This is a genomic window from Kosakonia sp. HypNH10 (assembly GCF_029850615.1).
GTDB classification, from domain to species: Bacteria; Pseudomonadota; Gammaproteobacteria; order Enterobacterales; family Enterobacteriaceae; genus Kosakonia; species Kosakonia cowanii.
This window is the reverse complement of the sequence record NZ_JAOTIU010000002.1, coordinates 72068-87597: the sequence shown is the minus strand read 5'-3', so window position 1 is coordinate 87597 and position 15530 is coordinate 72068. Positions and strand designations below refer to the sequence as shown.

The window sequence follows — 15530 nt, the reverse complement described above, 5'->3', positions numbered from 1 at the left end:
CCCCCTGATCAAGTAGGTGATCGTACCTTTCAGAGCAGTAACAATCCCTCTACAACGAGATAAATCTAAGGGTAACGCGTGCGCTATGAATGCAATGAAGTGCTGAACGATCTGGTGAACTACTTTCTGCTTGCCGATATCCGCCTGCTGAAAAAGTTCAAGGATGACAACGATCTCGCTGACGACCTGGCAACGGAGTTTACCCGCAATGAGAGCGGCGATAAGGCGGTGCTCGAAGGCATGCTGATCCCGATGACGGGCGTTGAAAATTATCCCTACACCATTATTTTCACCCTGCCGCCCGAAACGCCGGAACTGCTGAAAGCGGAAAACAATCTCCAGCACCGCCGCCCAGGTTACACGCTGCGCGTCGAGCATGGTCAGGTGCAGCTCTTTACCTGGCGCATTCTCGACAACTTCAACGATGAAAGTATCAACGCGTTATTGCAGCGCTATGAAGCGCCGAACCGCCCGCATATCGCTCTTGAAAACGGCACTTACTCGGTGGAGATCCTCGCGGGTGAAGTGTTCCGCGAGGATGACTATCAGCCAGCATTTGAGTTTGTGCTGGAGAAAAACGACGATGCGAAGCCCGCAGCCGACCTTGATATCAACTATCTTTTTAGCGTCGACAGCCAGAGCTATTAATTGAGAGCGCCCAACAATGAGTAATGAGAGCGATAACCGCCCGCTTCCGCCGCTGGTCTGGCCGGAGTTTACCGATGAGCACGCCCGCCTTGCCTGGTGGCGCGACTGTGTGCACGCCTGGCGCGACCAGTGGGATAACCCTGCGCCCGCAACGCCCGCCAGCGATGCAGAGATTGCTGACCTTGAGCAGCGCATCGGCTGCCCGCTGCCGCCGGTGCTGCGCACCTATCATCAGCAGATTGGCGAACTGAACCTCGCCGAAACACTGTGCAGCGTGACGCCTGCGAAATACGCCGCCATTGAACCACTGCTGGCGGCCTACCCCGGAATTAGCGATATCCTTGAGGATGTGCCGCAGGATGACCCGCAGTGGAAGCTGGTTAATAACCTGATCGCTTTTGGTGACTATCTCGGCAACGGTAATTTGTGGTGCTTTCACCGCGAAACCGGCGAAGTGTGGTATTTCGACCACGACACGTCACCGATGCTGACGCAGATATTCCGCGATGCCGGGCAGTATCTCGACGCGCTGATGTTCAAATGTCTGCTCGAAGCCCACGGCGAGGAAGAAAATGAGGAACTGCTGCGCGAACGGCTCGGGGATGAGGTGGTGGAGAAGTGGATGTATTAATGGAAGCGGCCTCGGATTAGCTGGAAATAATTCTGTACAGATTACAGGCAGCTCCTTAGAATTCCCGCACAGATAATGCAGCCTTTTTTGGGTATAGGAGGAAGTATGGAAATCAAGGTGATTACGCTGATGAAAGCGATCATCGGTGGTGCAGGTTTAGGATTTGCCCTTCCCGGTGGCTTGTCATTTCTGATTCCAGCTTTCACCGTTACGGCAGGTATCGCATACAGCTTTGCTTTAGCAGGTGCTGTCGTTATGCCAGCGCTCTATGCTGCAAGGAAGTCTGCTCACTAAAATGCACTTTCTTGACTGGCTTGCACCACAGAATACACAGGAGTTAACCCGCTTTTATTTCATCCTGTGTATAGGTTATCTTGCAGTGCATCTCACCTGGGATGCCTTATGCAAAGAGACTCCGCCCTTCTCGCTTGATAAACTCCAGTTCAAAATGAATGAGGTCTACTCCTCCTCAACCTTTGCAACCAGCGCCTTTTTTATTGTTATCCTGTTTGATATTAAAAACCCGCTCAGAACATCCGACGCCTTTATTTTCCCGTTAATCATTGCCGCATTAACAGGATTTATGATTTCGCTATCCGCAATCGCTCCTAAAAAAGTCAAAATAGAGTAAGCCTGCTATTACAAGTTTCTCTAAATTCGCAAATTTTGAATATGAAGTGCTCCACTAATCTAAATCTTATAGCGTCACATATAAAAAAACCCACTGGAGCAACAGTGGGTTAAATTTAATTTAGATCTCTGAAAAACTCAGAAAAAGCTATCCGATCATTCCCACTCAATCGTCGCCGGCGGCTTCCCGCTGATGTCATATACGACACGGGAAATACCGTTCACTTCGTTGATAATGCGGTTGGAGACGCGGCCCAGGAAGTCATACGGCAGGTGCGCCCAGTGGGCGGTCATAAAGTCGATGGTTTCGACCGCGCGCAGGGAGACAACCCAGTCATACTTACGGCCATCGCCCATCACGCCGACGGAACGCACGGGCAGGAAGACGGTGAACGCCTGGCTCACTTTGTTGTAGAGATCGGCTTTGCGCAGCTCTTCGATAAAGATATGGTCCGCGCGGCGCAGCAGGTCGCAGTACTCTTTCTTCACTTCGCCGAGTACGCGAACGCCGAGGCCCGGGCCCGGGAACGGATGGCGGTACAGCATGTCGTACGGCAGGCCAAGTTCGAGGCCGATTTTACGCACTTCATCTTTGAACAGCTCTTTCAGCGGCTCAACCAGACCCATCTTCATCTCTTTCGGCAGGCCGCCAACGTTATGGTGAGACTTAATAACGTGCGCTTTACCGGTCGCAGAGGCTGCGGATTCAATAACGTCCGGGTAGATGGTGCCCTGTGCCAGCCACTTCACATCTTCCAGCTTCAGCGCTTCTTCATCGAACACTTCCACAAACACGCGGCCGATGATTTTACGTTTCGCTTCCGGATCGTTCTCGCCCGCCAGCGCGCCGAGGAAGCGCTCTTCTGCCGGAACGTGAACAATGTTCAGACCAAAGTGGTCACCGAACATATCCAGCACCTGCTCTGCTTCGTTCAGGCGCAGCAGGCCGTTATCGACGAAGACGCAGGTCAGGTTTTTGCCAATCGCGCGGTGCAGCAGCATCGCGGTGACGGAGGAGTCCACGCCGCCGGAGAGGCCGAGTATCACTTTATCGTTGCCAACCTGTTGGCGGATGCGCTCAACGGCGTCATCAATGATTTTTGCCGGTGTCCACAGTGCTTCGCACTCGCAGATATCGCGCACAAAGCGCTCCAGCATACGCAGCCCCTGGCGGGTGTGCGTCACTTCCGGGTGGAACTGCACGCCGTAGAAACGCTTCTCTTCGTTAGCCATAATGGCGAACGGGCAGGTTTCAGTGCTGGCAACGGTAACAAAGCCGGACGGGATCGCCGTTACTTTATCGCCGTGGCTCATCCACACATCCAGCAGCGCTTTGCCGTCTGCGGTCAGGGCATCTTCAATCCCACGGATCAGCGCGCTTTCGGTCTGCACTTCAACCTGCGCATAACCAAATTCACGCTCGTTAGAGCCTTCAACGTGGCCGCCAAGCTGCATCGCCATGGTCTGCATGCCATAGCAGACGCCGAGCACCGGCACACCGGCGTCGAAAACGTACTGCGGCGCGCGCGGGCTGTTCTCTTCGGTAGTGCTTTCCGGGCCGCCGGAGAGGATGATGCCGCTTGGGTTGAAGTCGCGGATCTGCGCTTCAGTGACATCCCACGCCCACAGTTCGCAGTAGACGCCGAGTTCACGCACGCGGCGTGCGACTAACTGAGTGTATTGCGAGCCAAAGTCGAGGATAAGAATGCGATGTTTATGAATATTGTCCGTCATTGACGTTAGTTCCGAGGCAAAGAGCGAGATAGAAAAGTCAACGCCCGGCAAAAACCGGGCGCGAATTGCATTAAGAACCCATGCGGTAGTTCGGGGATTCCTTGGTGATGGTCACGTCGTGAACGTGGCTCTCCTGGATGCCCGCGCCGCTGATGCGCACGAACTCCGCTTTGGTACGCAGGGCATCGATGGTACCACAGCCGGTCAGACCCATACAGGAACGCAGGCCGCCCATCTGCTGGTGAATGATCTCTTTCAGACGGCCTTTGTACGCCACGCGGCCTTCGATACCTTCCGGCACCAGTTTGTCTGCGGCGTTATCGGTCTGGAAGTAGCGATCAGAGGAGCCTTTGGACATTGCGCCCAGCGAGCCCATCCCGCGGTAGGATTTGTAAGAGCGGCCCTGGTAGAGTTCGATTTCGCCCGGGGACTCTTCGGTGCCCGCCAGCATGGAGCCGACCATTACCGCGCTTGCGCCAGCGGCGATCGCTTTAGCGATATCGCCAGAGAAGCGGATGCCGCCATCGGCGATTACCGGGATATCCATCCCTTCCAGCGCTTCAACCGCGTCGGAAACGGCAGTGATCTGCGGAACACCAACACCGGTCACAATACGGGTCGTACAAATAGAGCCAGGACCGATACCCACTTTCACCGCGCTGACGCCAGCTTCAGCCAGCGCGCGAGCGCCTGCGCCGGTCGCAACGTTGCCGCCGATGATTTGCAGATCCGGGTATTTGGCGCGCGTTTCGCGGATACGCTGCAACACGCCTTCAGAGTGGCCATGGGAGGAGTCAATCAGCAGTACGTCAACACCGGCGGCAACCAGCGCATCAACGCGCTCTTCGTTGCCCGCGCCCGCGCCGACCGCTGCGCCAACGCGCAGACGACCCTGCTCATCTTTACAGGCGTTCGGTTTACGTTCTGCTTTCTGGAAATCTTTCACGGTGATCATGCCGAGCAGGTGGAAGCTGTCGTCCACTACCAGCGCTTTTTCGACGCGCTTTTCATGCATTTTGGCAAACACGACTTCGCGCGCTTCACCTTCACGTACCGTTACCAGGCGTTCTTTCGGCGTCATATAGACGCTGACCGGCTGGTTGAGGTCGGTAACAAAACGCACGTCACGACCGGTGATGATGCCAACCAGTTCGTTCTCTTCGTTCACTACCGGGTAGCCAGCGAAGCCGTTGCGCTCGGTCAGCTCTTTCACTTCGCGAAGAGTCGTAGTCGGCAGCACGGTCTGCGGCTCTTTTACCACGCCAGACTCATGTTTCTTCACGCGGCGTACTTCATCCGCCTGGCGCTCGATAGACATGTTTTTGTGAATAAAGCCAATGCCGCCTTCCTGTGCGAGGGCGATCGCCAGACGCGCTTCCGTTACGGTGTCCATTGCCGCAGAGAGCATAGGAATGTTCAGGCGAATGGTCTTCGTCAGCTGAGTGCTTAAATCGGCGGTATTCGGCAGAACAGTGGAGTGGGCGGGAACGAGGAGGACGTCGTCAAACGTCAAAGCTTCTTTAGCGATACGTAGCATGGGCAATATCTCTGACCTGGGTGGTTAAATATTGCCGTGGCATTATACAGAGCGTAACCGATTGCATCTACACTTTTTTGGAAAAATACTTGTAATCGGGTGGCATCAGGCTACTATCGACCGAATAACTTGCTGATTTAGAATTTGATCTGGCTCACATGTCCTCATTGCAAACTCCCTCCATTTATACTGTCAGCCGCCTTAACCAGACGGTGCGATCGCTACTGGAACGCGAGCTGGGCCAGGTGTGGATCAGCGGCGAAATCTCCAACTTTACCCAGCCCGCTTCCGGTCACTGGTACTTCACCTTAAAAGATGACACCGCCCAGGTGCGCTGTGCGATGTTCCGCAACAGCAACCGCCGCGTCACCTTCCGCCCGCAGCATGGGCAGCAGGTGCTGGTGCGCGCCAACATCACGATGTATGAGCCGCGCGGTGAATACCAAATCATCGTCGAGAGCATGCAACCGGCGGGTGAAGGGCTGTTACAGCAGAAGTATGAGCAGCTGAAAGCGAAACTGGCAGCGGAAGGGCTGTTCGAGCAGCAGTTTAAACATCCCCTGCCCTCACCGGCGCACTGCGTCGGGGTGATCACCTCAAAAACCGGCGCCGCGCTGCACGATATTTTGCATGTGCTGAAACGCCGCGATCCGTCGCTCCCCGTGGTGATCTACCCGACCGCCGTACAGGGCGAAGATGCACCGGCGCAAATCGTGCGCGCGATTGCCCTTGCCAACAGCCGCAACGAGTGTGACGTGCTGATTGTCGGGCGCGGCGGCGGCTCGCTGGAAGATCTCTGGAGCTTTAACGACGAACGCGTCGCGCGCGCCATTTTTGCCAGCCGGATTCCGATCGTCAGCGCCGTCGGCCATGAAACGGATGTCACCATCGCCGATTTCGTCGCCGACCTGCGCGCGCCAACCCCTTCGGCGGCGGCAGAAATTGTCAGCCGTAACCAGCTTGAACTGCTGCGCCAGGTGCAGGCGATGCAGCAGCGTCTGGAGATGGGGATGGATTACTATCTGGCAGGCCGCAACCGCCGCTTTGCCCAGCTTCATCACCGCCTGCAACAGCAGCACCCGCAGTTGCGCCTCGCGCGTCAGCAGACGGTGCTCGACCGTTTGCAGCAGCGCATGCACAACGCGCTGGATACGCAGCTTAAACGCGCGAACACGCGTCAGCAGCGCGTGCTGCAACGGCTCAATCATCACAACCCGCAGCCGCGCATTCACCGTGCGCAAACGCGAGTGCAGCAGCTTGAGTATCGTCTGAGCCAGTCGATTCGCGATCGCCTTGGCAGCACGCGCGAACGCTTCGGCACCGCCCTCACCCATCTGGAAGCCGTCAGCCCGCTGGCGACGCTTGCGCGCGGTTACAGCGTTACGACCGCCACCGACGGGAAAGTGCTGAAACAGACCAAACAGGTAAAAGCGGGCGATACGCTCACCACCCGCCTGAATGATGGCTGGGTCGAGAGCGAAGTGCGCATTGTCACACCGGTGAAACAACCGAGAAAACGAAAAACCCCGTAGTTAAAACTCTTAATGCGGTGAGGCGACCTATACTTTTGTTGTTCTTTTGATTTTATCAAGGAGATCAACATGACCACTCGCTTCCCGCACACCGTTATTCCCCCCTACATTCTCCGTCGCATCATTGACCAGGGCTCTGAAGTACAGAAGCGCTGCGCGAAACAAACCCTGATGCATGTCCAGACGCTGATGGCCCACAGCCACGGTAAACCGAGCGCTCCGCAGACAAACTCGCCGGGCGAACTGGTGCGCGATATTTACGATGCGCATAACAAAGAGAGCCTGCCGGGCAAGCAGGTGCGTTATGAGGGCCAGCCTTCGAATGGCGATGTCGCCGTTGATGAGGCCTACGACTATCTTGGCGTCACCCACGACTTTTTCTGGAAAGAGTGGAAACGCAACTCGCTGGATAACAAGGGCCTGGTGCTGAGCGGCACGGTGCATTACGGCCAGGAGTATCAGAACGCCTTCTGGAACGGTCAGCAGATGGTGTTTGGCGATGGCGACGGTGAAATCTTTAACCGTTTCACTATCGCCATTGATGTGGTGGCTCACGAGTTAAGCCACGGCGTGACAGAGTCGGAAGCGGCGCTGATCTACTTTGAACAATCGGGCGCGCTGAACGAATCCCTGTCGGATGTCTTCGGCTCGCTGGTTAAGCAATACCACCTCAAGCAAACCGCAGAGCAGGCAGACTGGATTATCGGCGAAGGGCTGTTAGCCGAAGGCATCAACGGCAAAGGGCTGCGCTCAATGTCCGAGCCGGGCACCGCCTATAACGATCCGCTGCTCGGCAAAGATCCGCAGCCCGCGCACATGAAGGACTTTATTAAAACCCGCGAAGATAACGGCGGCGTGCACCTTAACTCCGGTATCCCGAACAGCGCATTTTATCTCGCGGCCACGGAGATTGGCGGTTATGCGTGGGAAAAAGCGGGCTACGCCTGGTACGATACGGTGTGCGATCGCCAGCTGGCGCAAAACGCCGATTTCGCTGCCTTCGCTAAACTGACGATTCATCATGGCGAAAAACGTTCCGGTAAAGCGGTGGCGGCGGCCATCGAACAGGCGTGGAAAGATGTCGGAGTCTTATAATGAACGAACCCGAACTGACCGACGATGCGGTTGTCGAGCTGGCCCGTGAGGGTGGCGTGGCCTATATCCCGATGCTCGCCGGGCGAAGGCGGATTGTTATCGCCCAGTTGACGGACGAGCAGCGTCAGCGGCTGATTGAGATCCTGCACCAGGCATTACCGCTGGCGCAGCCTCCCGGTCAGGCTGACTCACCGGGGCGCGGCGACCAGCGCTTTTACCGTTTGCAGATCACCTGGACCACGCGGCAGAGCGATATGCTGCTGCTGATCCCGGAGAGCAAAGCGCCGCCGTCGTTCGTTGAGCTGTGGCGCGAAGGCGAAGGCTGCATCTGCAAGCCTTAGCGCAGGGTGAATTCGACACGTTTTTTGGAAATCAGCCCGTGGCCGTGCTGGCAGAAGTAGTCCACCGCGCCACAGGCTTTTAACACCTCAAGCGGCTGGTGACACTCCGGGCAGGCAGCGTTCACCTCCATATCTTTGTTGCACATGGCGCAGTGCGCCATGGTTCCGGCGAGTTCCAGCTCGCCGTGGCAAGTCGGGCAGTTCAGTTGCATCACGCACTCCTCACAATCGCTTAAGATTGACCTAATGATACACCCTCAAAAACAAAACACCCGCCAGCGGCGGGTGAAGTGAACGGTTACTTACCTTTCTTAAGATGCTTGATCAGGCGCTTACGCTTACGTAACTGGTTCGGCGTCAGGGTGTTGCGCTTATCGGCAAACGGGTTCTCGCCCTCTTTGAACTGGATACGAATCGGAGTACCCATCACTTCCAGCGATTTGCGGAAGTAGTTCATCAGGTAGCGCTTGTAGGAGTCCGGCAGGTCTTTCACCTGGTTGCCGTGGATCACCACAATCGGCGGGTTATAACCACCGGCGTGGGCGTATTTCAGCTTCACGCGACGGCCACGCACCAGCGGCGGCTGGTGATCTTCTGCCGCCATGTTCATGATGCGGGTCAGCAGCGCGGTGCTGACGCGACGGGTGGAGCTGTCATAGGCTTCACGTACGGATTCGAACAGGTTACCGACGCCGCTGCCGTGCAGGGCAGAGATAAAGTGCACGCGCGCAAAGTCGATAAAGCCGAGGCGGTAATCGAGCGTCTCTTTCACCTGCTCTCTCACTTCCTGGCTCAGGCCGTCCCACTTGTTGACGACAATCACCAGCGAGCGGCCGCTGTTGAGGATAAAGCCCAGCAGGGAGAGATCCTGGTCAGAGATACCTTCGCGGGCATCAATCACCAGCATCACTACGTTGGCGTCTTCAATCGCCTGCAGGGTTTTGATAACCGAGAACTTCTCGACCACGTCGGTGATCTTGCCGCGCTTACGCACGCCAGCGGTGTCGATCAGGACATATTCGCGCTCATCGCGCTGCATCGGAATGTAGATGCTGTCGCGGGTGGTGCCCGGCATGTCATACACCACGACGCGGTCTTCACCGAGAATGCGGTTAGTGAGCGTTGACTTACCCACGTTCGGACGCCCGACAATCGCCAGCTTAATCGGCAGATCCTGCGGGTTGAAATCGTCTTCCGGCTCTTCGGCTTCACCGTTCGCAGCAGCTTCAAACTTCGCCCAGTACTCAGCCTCTTCATCCACCTCTTCCGGCGGGTTCAGTTCGTCCATCCACGGCATCAGCACATGCTCAAGCAGGCTGGTGACGCCGCGTCCGTGTGAAGCGGCAATGGCGTGTATTTCGCCAAGACCGAGGGAGTAGAAGTCAGAAACCGCCTGATCCGGGTCGAGGCCATCAGTTTTGTTGGCGACGAGGAAGGTGGCCTTCTCGCGCGAGCGCAGATGCTTGGCGATAGCGATATCGGCCGGCATCAGCCCGGCGCGGGCATCGACCATAAACAGCACGACGTCAGCTTCTTCAATCGCCAGCAGCGACTGCTCCGCCATACGCGTTTCAACGCCATCTTCGGTGCCATCGATACCGCCGGTATCGATACAGATAAATTCGCGGCCTTCTACTTCAGCACGACCGTACTTACGGTCACGAGTCAGACCCGGAAAATCCGCTACAAGCGCATCACGGGTGCGAGTAAGACGGTTAAATAGCGTGGATTTCCCAACGTTAGGGCGCCCGACAAGCGCGACCACAGGTACCATGTTTAAAGCCTCATTGCAGAAAATTCATTAGCAAAACGTCACGATTTACGCGGCGTTTTAAAAACAGGAAAACGGCTCCTGCAACAGGAGCCGTCTTTCAGATACGACACTCTCAGCGCGCTTAGCGCGTGAGGGCGTACAGCGTGCCGTCTTTCGCCTGGATAAGCAGTTTGCCGCCAGCCACAACCGGCTCGGTCAGGAAGCCGGAACTATCGACTTTCTGCTGGGCAACAAAACGACCATCTTCGACGTTAATCCAGTGGAGATAGCCTTCGCTATCGCCGGTCACAATATAACCATTATAGAGCGCCGGAGAGGTCAGGTTGCGGTGCAGCAGATCGCTCTGCGTCCACAGCGTCACGCCGCCGTCGGTGCTCAGGGCAAGCACGCGATCGTTCTGATCGATGATGTAGATACGGTTGCCATCAATCACAAAATCGCTTACCGAGCCGAGATCGCGTTTCCACATGATCTGGCCGCTGCGCAGATCCAGCGCCGTCATATTACCGTTATACGCCAGCGCGTAAACCACACCATTGACCACCACCGGCGTAGTATCGACGTCGCTCAGACGGTCGATTTCGGTCGGGCCATTTGCCTGGGAGATGCGCTGCTGCCAGATCAACTGGCCCTGCTGCATCAGCACGGCGCTGACGCGTCCGTTATCACCGCCAACAATCGCAGCACCAAACGCGGTAGTCGGCGCAGACTCACCGCGCAGAGAGAGCGACGGCATATCGAGGTTAACGGTCCATTTCACCGCGCCATCCGCTTCGTTCAGCGCCTGCAACTGACCGTTGCTGGTGTGAATCAGCACCAGACCATCGCTGACTACCGGGCGAGAGAGGGCTTCACCCACCACGCTGGTTTTCCAGGCAACGGAACCATCGCTGGCATTCAGCGCATACACCTGCGCCTGCTCGGTACCGATGTAGACTTTACCGCCGGAAACGGTCACGCCGCCGGAGAGCAGCGCGGCGCGGGTGGAGAACCAACCATCTTTCTCAGCGAGGTTTACCGACCAGATTTCGCGGCCATCATCAATGCTGAGCGCTTTCACCACGCCATGACGATCGGCGGCGTAGACCACGCCATCGGCAAAGGCCGGGTGCAGAGTGGAGTAGTACTTGCCGATACCGTTACCAACGGAGGTGCTCCACGACGTAGACGGCGTGAACTGGTTTTCAACCACCGGCAGCGGCGACATTTTGACAACATCTTCTTCGCCGTTGAAGAGGGAACAGCCGCTCAATAACGTGACGGAAAGCAGCCCTGGCAGTAGTAATTTACGCAATTGCATCGGGTCCCTCTTAGATGGACAAATTATTAATTTTCATCTGCATCATTTCACTCAGCGCAGGAGAAGCATTGTTTTTAATGCCGTTTTCCCATGCGGTGCGCGCACCTTTTTTATCGCCTTTGCTCAGCAACGCTTCGCCGCGCAGATCCGCAACGATGGCCGACCAGCTTTCACCTTTCACGGCATCAAGCGTTTTCAGCGCCGCGTCCTGCTGCTTCAGTTGTACCTGAATGCGCGCCAGACGGACATTGATCATCGACTTCAGATTCTCATCGTCGGTCGCAGCCAGACCCTGTTGCAGCTGTGCAGCAGCTTTTTGCAGATCGTTCTTCTCAACGTAACGCTGAGCCAGCTCAAGCGAAGCCAGCGCACCGTAGCTGTTTTTGTTATCAGCAGCGAATTTTTCCGCCGCGGCATAGGAGTCCTGTTTGCCGGCCTGCAGCGCGCTTACCGCGCTCTCATACGCCTGCGAGGTCTCGCGCGCATTGTCCGCCTGATGGCTGTTCCAGAAACGCCAGCCCACCAGCGCGCCGATACCCAGTACAACCCCAACGGCCAGCGCTTTGCCATTCTCGGCAAAGAAGCGCTTAATCGCGTCTACCTGGTCGTTTTCGTTTTCGTAAATTTCCACGCAGTCCTTCTCCTTAACGATAAATCACCGGGGAGATTAGCCCAGTAGTGTGCGCAAATGCGCCGCAACGCTATCCTGCGTTACCGTACTCTGCTCACCAGAGCGTAAATCCTTCACCACAACATTTCCGTCGGCAATTTCAGACTCGCCGAGCACCAGCGCGACGCGAGCGCCCCACTTATCTGCCCGGGCAAACTGCTTCTTAAAGTTGCCGCCGCCGTGGTTCATCATCAGCCGCACGCCAGGCAGCGCATCGCGCACCTGCTCACCCAGCAGCATTGCTGCGGATTGCGTGTTAGCGCCAGACGCCACCAGGTAAATATCGACAACGGATTCGGCTTTAAATTCCGGATTAACTGCCTGAACCAGCAAAACAAGTCGCTCAAGACCCATCGCGAAGCCAACCGCTGGCGTCGCGCGACCGCCCAGTTGCTCAACCAGGCCATCGTAACGGCCACCGGCGCAGACGGTGCCCTGCGCGCCGAGGCTGCTGGTCACCCACTCAAACACGGTGCGGTTGTAGTAATCGAGACCGCGCACCAGGCGCTGGTTAACGGTGTAGGCGATGCCCGCCGCGTCAAGAAAAGCGCAGAGGCCGGCAAAGTGCTCGCGTGACTCATCGTCAAGATAATCGCCCAGCTTCGGCGCATCGTTCAGCAGCGCCTGAATATCCGGGTTTTTGGTGTCCAGCACGCGCAGCGGGTTGCTGTACATGCGGCGCAGGCAATCTTCGTCGAGCTTATCTTTATGCTGCTCCAGGAACGCCACCAGCGCGTCGCGATAGGTCGCGCGGGCTTCCAGCGAGCCGATGGAGTTAAGCTCAAGCGCAACGTGAGAAGCGATACCCAGCTCGCGCCACCAGCGCGCGGTGAGCATAATCAGCTCGGCGTCGATATCCGGCCCCTGCAGGCCAAACACTTCCACACCCAGCTGATGGAACTGACGGTAGCGCCCTTTCTGCGGACGCTCGTAGCGGAACATCGGCCCGACGTACCACAAGCGCTGTTCCTGATTGTACAGAAGACCATGTTCGATGCCGGCGCGTACGCAGCCCGCGGTACCTTCCGGACGCAGCGTCAGGCTGTCGCCGTTGCGGTCGTCGAAGGTATACATCTCTTTTTCAACCACGTCGGTCACTTCGCCGATCGCGCGTTTGAATAACGGGGTCTGCTCTACAATCGGCAAACGGATTTCACTGTAACCGTAGCTGCCGAGCACGTTCTTCAGGCTGCTTTCAATGCGCTGCCAGATGGCGGTCTCGCCAGGCAGATAATCGTTCATGCCGCGAATGGCTTGAATATTTTTTGCCACGTTTATTCTCTTTATTAATACAAAAAATGAACCCTCAGGGCGGCGACAAAAGCGGTCGCGCCGGGCGGGCTCATGATACACGGGATGCCAGCCTTGGCGGCACCCTTATTTTTCTACCTGCATGACGTCGATACGGCGCGTTTCATCCAGCATCGCGGCTTTCGCACGAATACGCGCCTCAAGCTGGCTGATCATATCGCCGTTATCGAGGCGATCTTTACGCACGCCATCTTCATACAGGCCGCTTTTCTTATTCCCGCCGGTAACGCCCAGGGTCGAGACCAGCGCTTCGCCCGGCCCGTTCACCACGCAGCCGATAATCGAAACATCCATCGGCGTGATGATATCTTCCAGCCGCTGCTCCAGCGCGTTGACCGTACCAATCACGTCAAACTCCTGACGGGAGCAGGTCGGGCAGGCGATAAAGTTAATGCCACGCGCGCGGATGCGCAGGGATTTGAGGATATCGAAACCGACTTTGATCTCTTCAACCGGATCCGCCGCCAGCGAGATGCGCAGCGTATCGCCGATCCCTTCCGAGAGCAGCAGGCCTAAGCCAATCGCCGATTTCACCGAGCCCGCGCGCGCGCCGCCCGCTTCGGTGATCCCCAGATGCAGCGGCTGATCGATCTGCTTCGCCAGCAGACGATAGGACTCAACGGCAAGGAAGACGTCAGAGGCTTTCACGCTCACTTTGAACTGGTCGAAGTTGAGACGATCGAGATGATCCACATGGCGCATGGCCGATTCGAGCAGCGCCTGCGGCGTCGGCTCGCCATACTTTTCCTGCAGATCTTTTTCCAGCGAACCGGCGTTAACACCGATGCGGATCGGGATGTTTTTATCGCGCGCGCAGTCGACAACGCTGCGGATGCGCTCTTCGTTACCGATATTGCCAGGGTTGATGCGCAGGCAATCGACGCCGTACTCGGCGACTTTCAGCGCGATGCGATAGTCAAAGTGGATGTCCGCCACCAGCGGGACACTCACCTGCTGTTTGATAAGCCTGAACGCTTCTGCCGCGTCCATCGTCGGCACCGAGACACGCACGATGTCTGCGCCGACGCGCTCTAATGCTTTGATTTGGTTGACCGTTGCTTCAACATCCGTGGTGCGGGTGTTTGTCATAGACTGCACGGCGATGGGAGCCCCATCGCCGATCGGCACATTACCAACATAAATCCGTTTTGATTTCCGCCGTTGGATCGGCGACTGGTTATGCATGAATGATCTCCCGCGTTGCCCGTCTGTTACTGTGCTGCTGATTGTTCGGCATTGAGGGTCAGACGCGCAACCTGGTTAGTTCTGATAAAACGACTCAGATCGACAGGTTTCCCCTGGAACTGGATCTGGACAGCCGACGGCGCGCCAATTTTCAGTTTATAGGGTGCCTGGCCGGTGAGATTCAGCGTGGCATCTTTACGCTGCATACCGCTAAAGAGTTTCTTACCGGTCGCATCGCTCACTTCCAGCCAGCAGTCGGCATTAAAGTTCATCACCAGCGCGTTCGCGTCGGCAGATGCGCCCGCTACGCCAGCCTGATCGGTTGGCAGCTGAGAGGCGTTATTGGCGGTAGCAGCAGGCTGCTGGGCAGAGGGTTCGACGTTCGCCTGCGAAGGCGGAACCACGCTGTTCTGATTGGCTGTGGCGGCAGGTGAAGTGGTTGCAGGTGCCTGCGTACTGTTGGTCGGGGCCGGGGTTTCAACCGGGGTGGAACCGTTATCCACCGGGGTAGAGGCAGCCTGGTTATCCAGCGGCACGCTCTGGCCGTTGCTGGCATTAAGCTCGGCGGAGGATTGATCGGCCATGGTGCTGATCTCTTCCTGCTGCGCTTTGTGGTTTTGCCACCACCAGGCACCCGTCAGGCCTACTACCACAAACAGCACCAGCCAGGTGACGCTCATCAGCCAGCCGTCGCGTTTTTTGCGCGGTTTACCCAGCGCAAAGCCCTGCATCGGTGCGACTTTTGCCGCGCGGATCGGCGCTTGTTTCTCAAGAATCGGCAGCAGCTCTTCTTCTGGAATGTGTACCAGGCGAGCATAGGAGCGGATATAACCGCGCACAAAGGTGGATGCCAGATCGGCAGGCGACCTGTCCTCTTCGATATCGCGTACCGTGGAGACCTTCAGGCACAAGCGTTCGGCAACCGCTTGCTGGCTGAGTCCAAGTTGCTCACGAGCATTGCGCAGACGAACGCCCGTGGATTGTGCTTCGTTTTGGTCTTGAGTGGCTTCAGTATTCATTCGCTACAACTACTGGTACGTGAAAAGTAAACACACAGGCGCGCGTAACCGCATAACCTACACGCGCCGCGAAAAATCCGGGTCAGTTAAACGTAGACCCACAGTATAAGACTGTCAGGTTCG

16 protein-coding genes are annotated in these 15530 nt (G+C 56.8%); 7 read left to right on the top strand and 9 right to left on the bottom strand.

All coding sequences use genetic code 11. The features are described 5' to 3' along the window. Window positions 1-78: 78 nt before the first annotated feature. The 4 genes from N7V53_RS06620 to N7V53_RS06605 all read left to right on the top strand — a co-directional run bounded on the left by N7V53_RS06620 (window position 79) and on the right by N7V53_RS06605 (window position 1910). Window positions 79-648 carry a hypothetical protein gene (locus N7V53_RS06620; protein WP_279792802.1) on the top strand — a complete coding sequence of 190 codons (570 nt, stop codon included), beginning with the start codon at window positions 79-81 and terminating at the stop codon, window positions 646-648. A gap of 16 nt (window positions 649-664) precedes the next feature. Next, a complete protein-coding gene (locus tag N7V53_RS06615) occupies window positions 665-1279 on the top strand; it encodes an SMI1/KNR4 family protein (protein WP_279792801.1) in 615 nt (204 codons plus the stop codon). Window positions 1280-1384: 105 nt separating this feature from the next. Next, window positions 1385-1573, top strand: coding sequence for a hypothetical protein (locus tag N7V53_RS06610; RefSeq protein WP_279792800.1), 189 nt, complete (start codon window positions 1385-1387; stop codon window positions 1571-1573). Between the two features lies 1 nt (window position 1574). Then, window positions 1575-1910 carry a hypothetical protein gene (locus N7V53_RS06605; protein ID WP_023481254.1) on the top strand — a complete coding sequence of 112 codons (336 nt, stop codon included), beginning with the start codon at window positions 1575-1577 and terminating at the stop codon, window positions 1908-1910. Window positions 1911-2065: 155 nt separating this feature from the next. Here N7V53_RS06605 and guaA read toward each other — a convergent pair whose 3' ends face one another. Further along, complete coding sequence (gene guaA, locus N7V53_RS06600; protein ID WP_279792799.1) at window positions 2066-3643, bottom strand: glutamine-hydrolyzing GMP synthase; 1578 nt, start codon at window positions 3641-3643, stop codon at window positions 2066-2068. A gap of 70 nt (window positions 3644-3713) precedes the next feature. Beyond that, on the bottom strand, window positions 3714-5180 hold the full coding sequence (gene guaB, locus N7V53_RS06595) for an IMP dehydrogenase (RefSeq protein ID WP_023481215.1): 1467 nt from the start codon (window positions 5178-5180) through the stop codon (window positions 3714-3716). A 158-nt stretch (window positions 5181-5338) separates the two neighbouring features. On the opposite strand from guaB, the gene xseA reads away from it, so the two are divergent. The 3 genes from xseA to N7V53_RS06580 all read left to right on the top strand — a co-directional run bounded on the left by xseA (window position 5339) and on the right by N7V53_RS06580 (window position 8148). Next, complete coding sequence (xseA, locus tag N7V53_RS06590) at window positions 5339-6712, top strand: exodeoxyribonuclease VII large subunit (RefSeq protein ID WP_279792798.1); 1374 nt, start codon at window positions 5339-5341, stop codon at window positions 6710-6712. 69 nt (window positions 6713-6781) lie between these two features. Beyond that, window positions 6782-7807 (top strand): M4 family metallopeptidase, encoded by a 1026-nt coding sequence (locus N7V53_RS06585; RefSeq protein WP_279792797.1) that lies wholly within the window; start codon window positions 6782-6784, stop codon window positions 7805-7807. Then, window positions 7807-8148: a protealysin inhibitor emfourin gene (locus N7V53_RS06580; protein ID WP_023481165.1), complete on the top strand. Its 342-nt coding sequence runs from the start codon at window positions 7807-7809 to the stop codon at window positions 8146-8148. The genes N7V53_RS06585 and N7V53_RS06580 overlap by 1 nt, the downstream gene beginning before the upstream one ends. On the opposite strand, the gene N7V53_RS06575 is transcribed toward N7V53_RS06580, so the two are convergent. The 7 genes from N7V53_RS06575 to rodZ all read right to left on the bottom strand — a co-directional run bounded on the left by N7V53_RS06575 (window position 8145) and on the right by rodZ (window position 15407). After that, entirely contained in the window at window positions 8145-8360 is a 216-nt protein-coding gene (locus N7V53_RS06575; protein WP_023481253.1) for a zinc ribbon domain-containing protein, read from the bottom strand. The two genes, N7V53_RS06580 and N7V53_RS06575, sit on opposite strands and share 4 nt — an antisense overlap. A gap of 86 nt (window positions 8361-8446) precedes the next feature. Then, window positions 8447-9922, bottom strand: a complete 1476-nt coding sequence (gene der / locus N7V53_RS06570; protein ID WP_023481267.1) for a ribosome biogenesis GTPase Der — start codon at window positions 9920-9922, stop codon at window positions 8447-8449. A 121-nt stretch (window positions 9923-10043) separates the two neighbouring features. Continuing rightward, a complete protein-coding gene (gene bamB / locus N7V53_RS06565) occupies window positions 10044-11222 on the bottom strand; it encodes an outer membrane protein assembly factor BamB (RefSeq protein WP_279792796.1) in 1179 nt (392 codons plus the stop codon). 10 nt (window positions 11223-11232) lie between these two features. Next, window positions 11233-11853 carry a YfgM family protein gene (locus N7V53_RS06560; protein WP_023481162.1) on the bottom strand — a complete coding sequence of 207 codons (621 nt, stop codon included), beginning with the start codon at window positions 11851-11853 and terminating at the stop codon, window positions 11233-11235. Window positions 11854-11889: 36 nt separating this feature from the next. Next, window positions 11890-13164 (bottom strand): histidine--tRNA ligase, encoded by a 1275-nt coding sequence (hisS, locus tag N7V53_RS06555; protein WP_023481178.1) that lies wholly within the window; start codon window positions 13162-13164, stop codon window positions 11890-11892. 105 nt (window positions 13165-13269) lie between these two features. After that, on the bottom strand, window positions 13270-14388 hold the full coding sequence (ispG, locus tag N7V53_RS06550) for a flavodoxin-dependent (E)-4-hydroxy-3-methylbut-2-enyl-diphosphate synthase (RefSeq protein ID WP_023481201.1): 1119 nt from the start codon (window positions 14386-14388) through the stop codon (window positions 13270-13272). A gap of 26 nt (window positions 14389-14414) precedes the next feature. Then, window positions 14415-15407, bottom strand: a complete 993-nt coding sequence (gene rodZ / locus N7V53_RS06545; protein ID WP_023481275.1) for a cytoskeleton protein RodZ — start codon at window positions 15405-15407, stop codon at window positions 14415-14417. Window positions 15408-15530 lie beyond the last annotated feature (123 nt).

Bases quoted from the DNA above. Each gene is read 5' to 3' on its own strand.
- N7V53_RS06615 (WP_279792801.1), top strand. From the start codon at position 665: ATGAGTAATGAGAGCGATAACCGCCCGCTTCCGCCGCTGGTCTGGCCG.
- N7V53_RS06610 (WP_279792800.1), top strand. From the start codon at position 1,385: ATGGAAATCAAGGTGATTACGCTGATGAAAGCGATCATCGGTGGTGCA.
- N7V53_RS06605 (WP_023481254.1), top strand. From the start codon at position 1,575: ATGCACTTTCTTGACTGGCTTGCACCACAGAATACACAGGAGTTAACC.
- guaA (WP_279792799.1), bottom strand. From the start codon at position 3,643: ATGACGGACAATATTCATAAACATCGCATTCTTATCCTCGACTTTGGC.
- guaB (WP_023481215.1), bottom strand. From the start codon at position 5,180: ATGCTACGTATCGCTAAAGAAGCTTTGACGTTTGACGACGTCCTCCTC.
- xseA (WP_279792798.1), top strand. From the start codon at position 5,339: ATGTCCTCATTGCAAACTCCCTCCATTTATACTGTCAGCCGCCTTAAC.
- N7V53_RS06585 (WP_279792797.1), top strand. From the start codon at position 6,782: ATGACCACTCGCTTCCCGCACACCGTTATTCCCCCCTACATTCTCCGT.
- N7V53_RS06580 (WP_023481165.1), top strand. From the start codon at position 7,807: ATGAACGAACCCGAACTGACCGACGATGCGGTTGTCGAGCTGGCCCGT.
- N7V53_RS06575 (WP_023481253.1), bottom strand. From the start codon at position 8,360: ATGCAACTGAACTGCCCGACTTGCCACGGCGAGCTGGAACTCGCCGGA.
- der (WP_023481267.1), bottom strand. From the start codon at position 9,922: ATGGTACCTGTGGTCGCGCTTGTCGGGCGCCCTAACGTTGGGAAATCC.
- bamB (WP_279792796.1), bottom strand. From the start codon at position 11,222: ATGCAATTGCGTAAATTACTACTGCCAGGGCTGCTTTCCGTCACGTTA.
- ispG (WP_023481201.1), bottom strand. From the start codon at position 14,388: ATGCATAACCAGTCGCCGATCCAACGGCGGAAATCAAAACGGATTTAT.
- rodZ (WP_023481275.1), bottom strand. From the start codon at position 15,407: ATGAATACTGAAGCCACTCAAGACCAAAACGAAGCACAATCCACGGGC.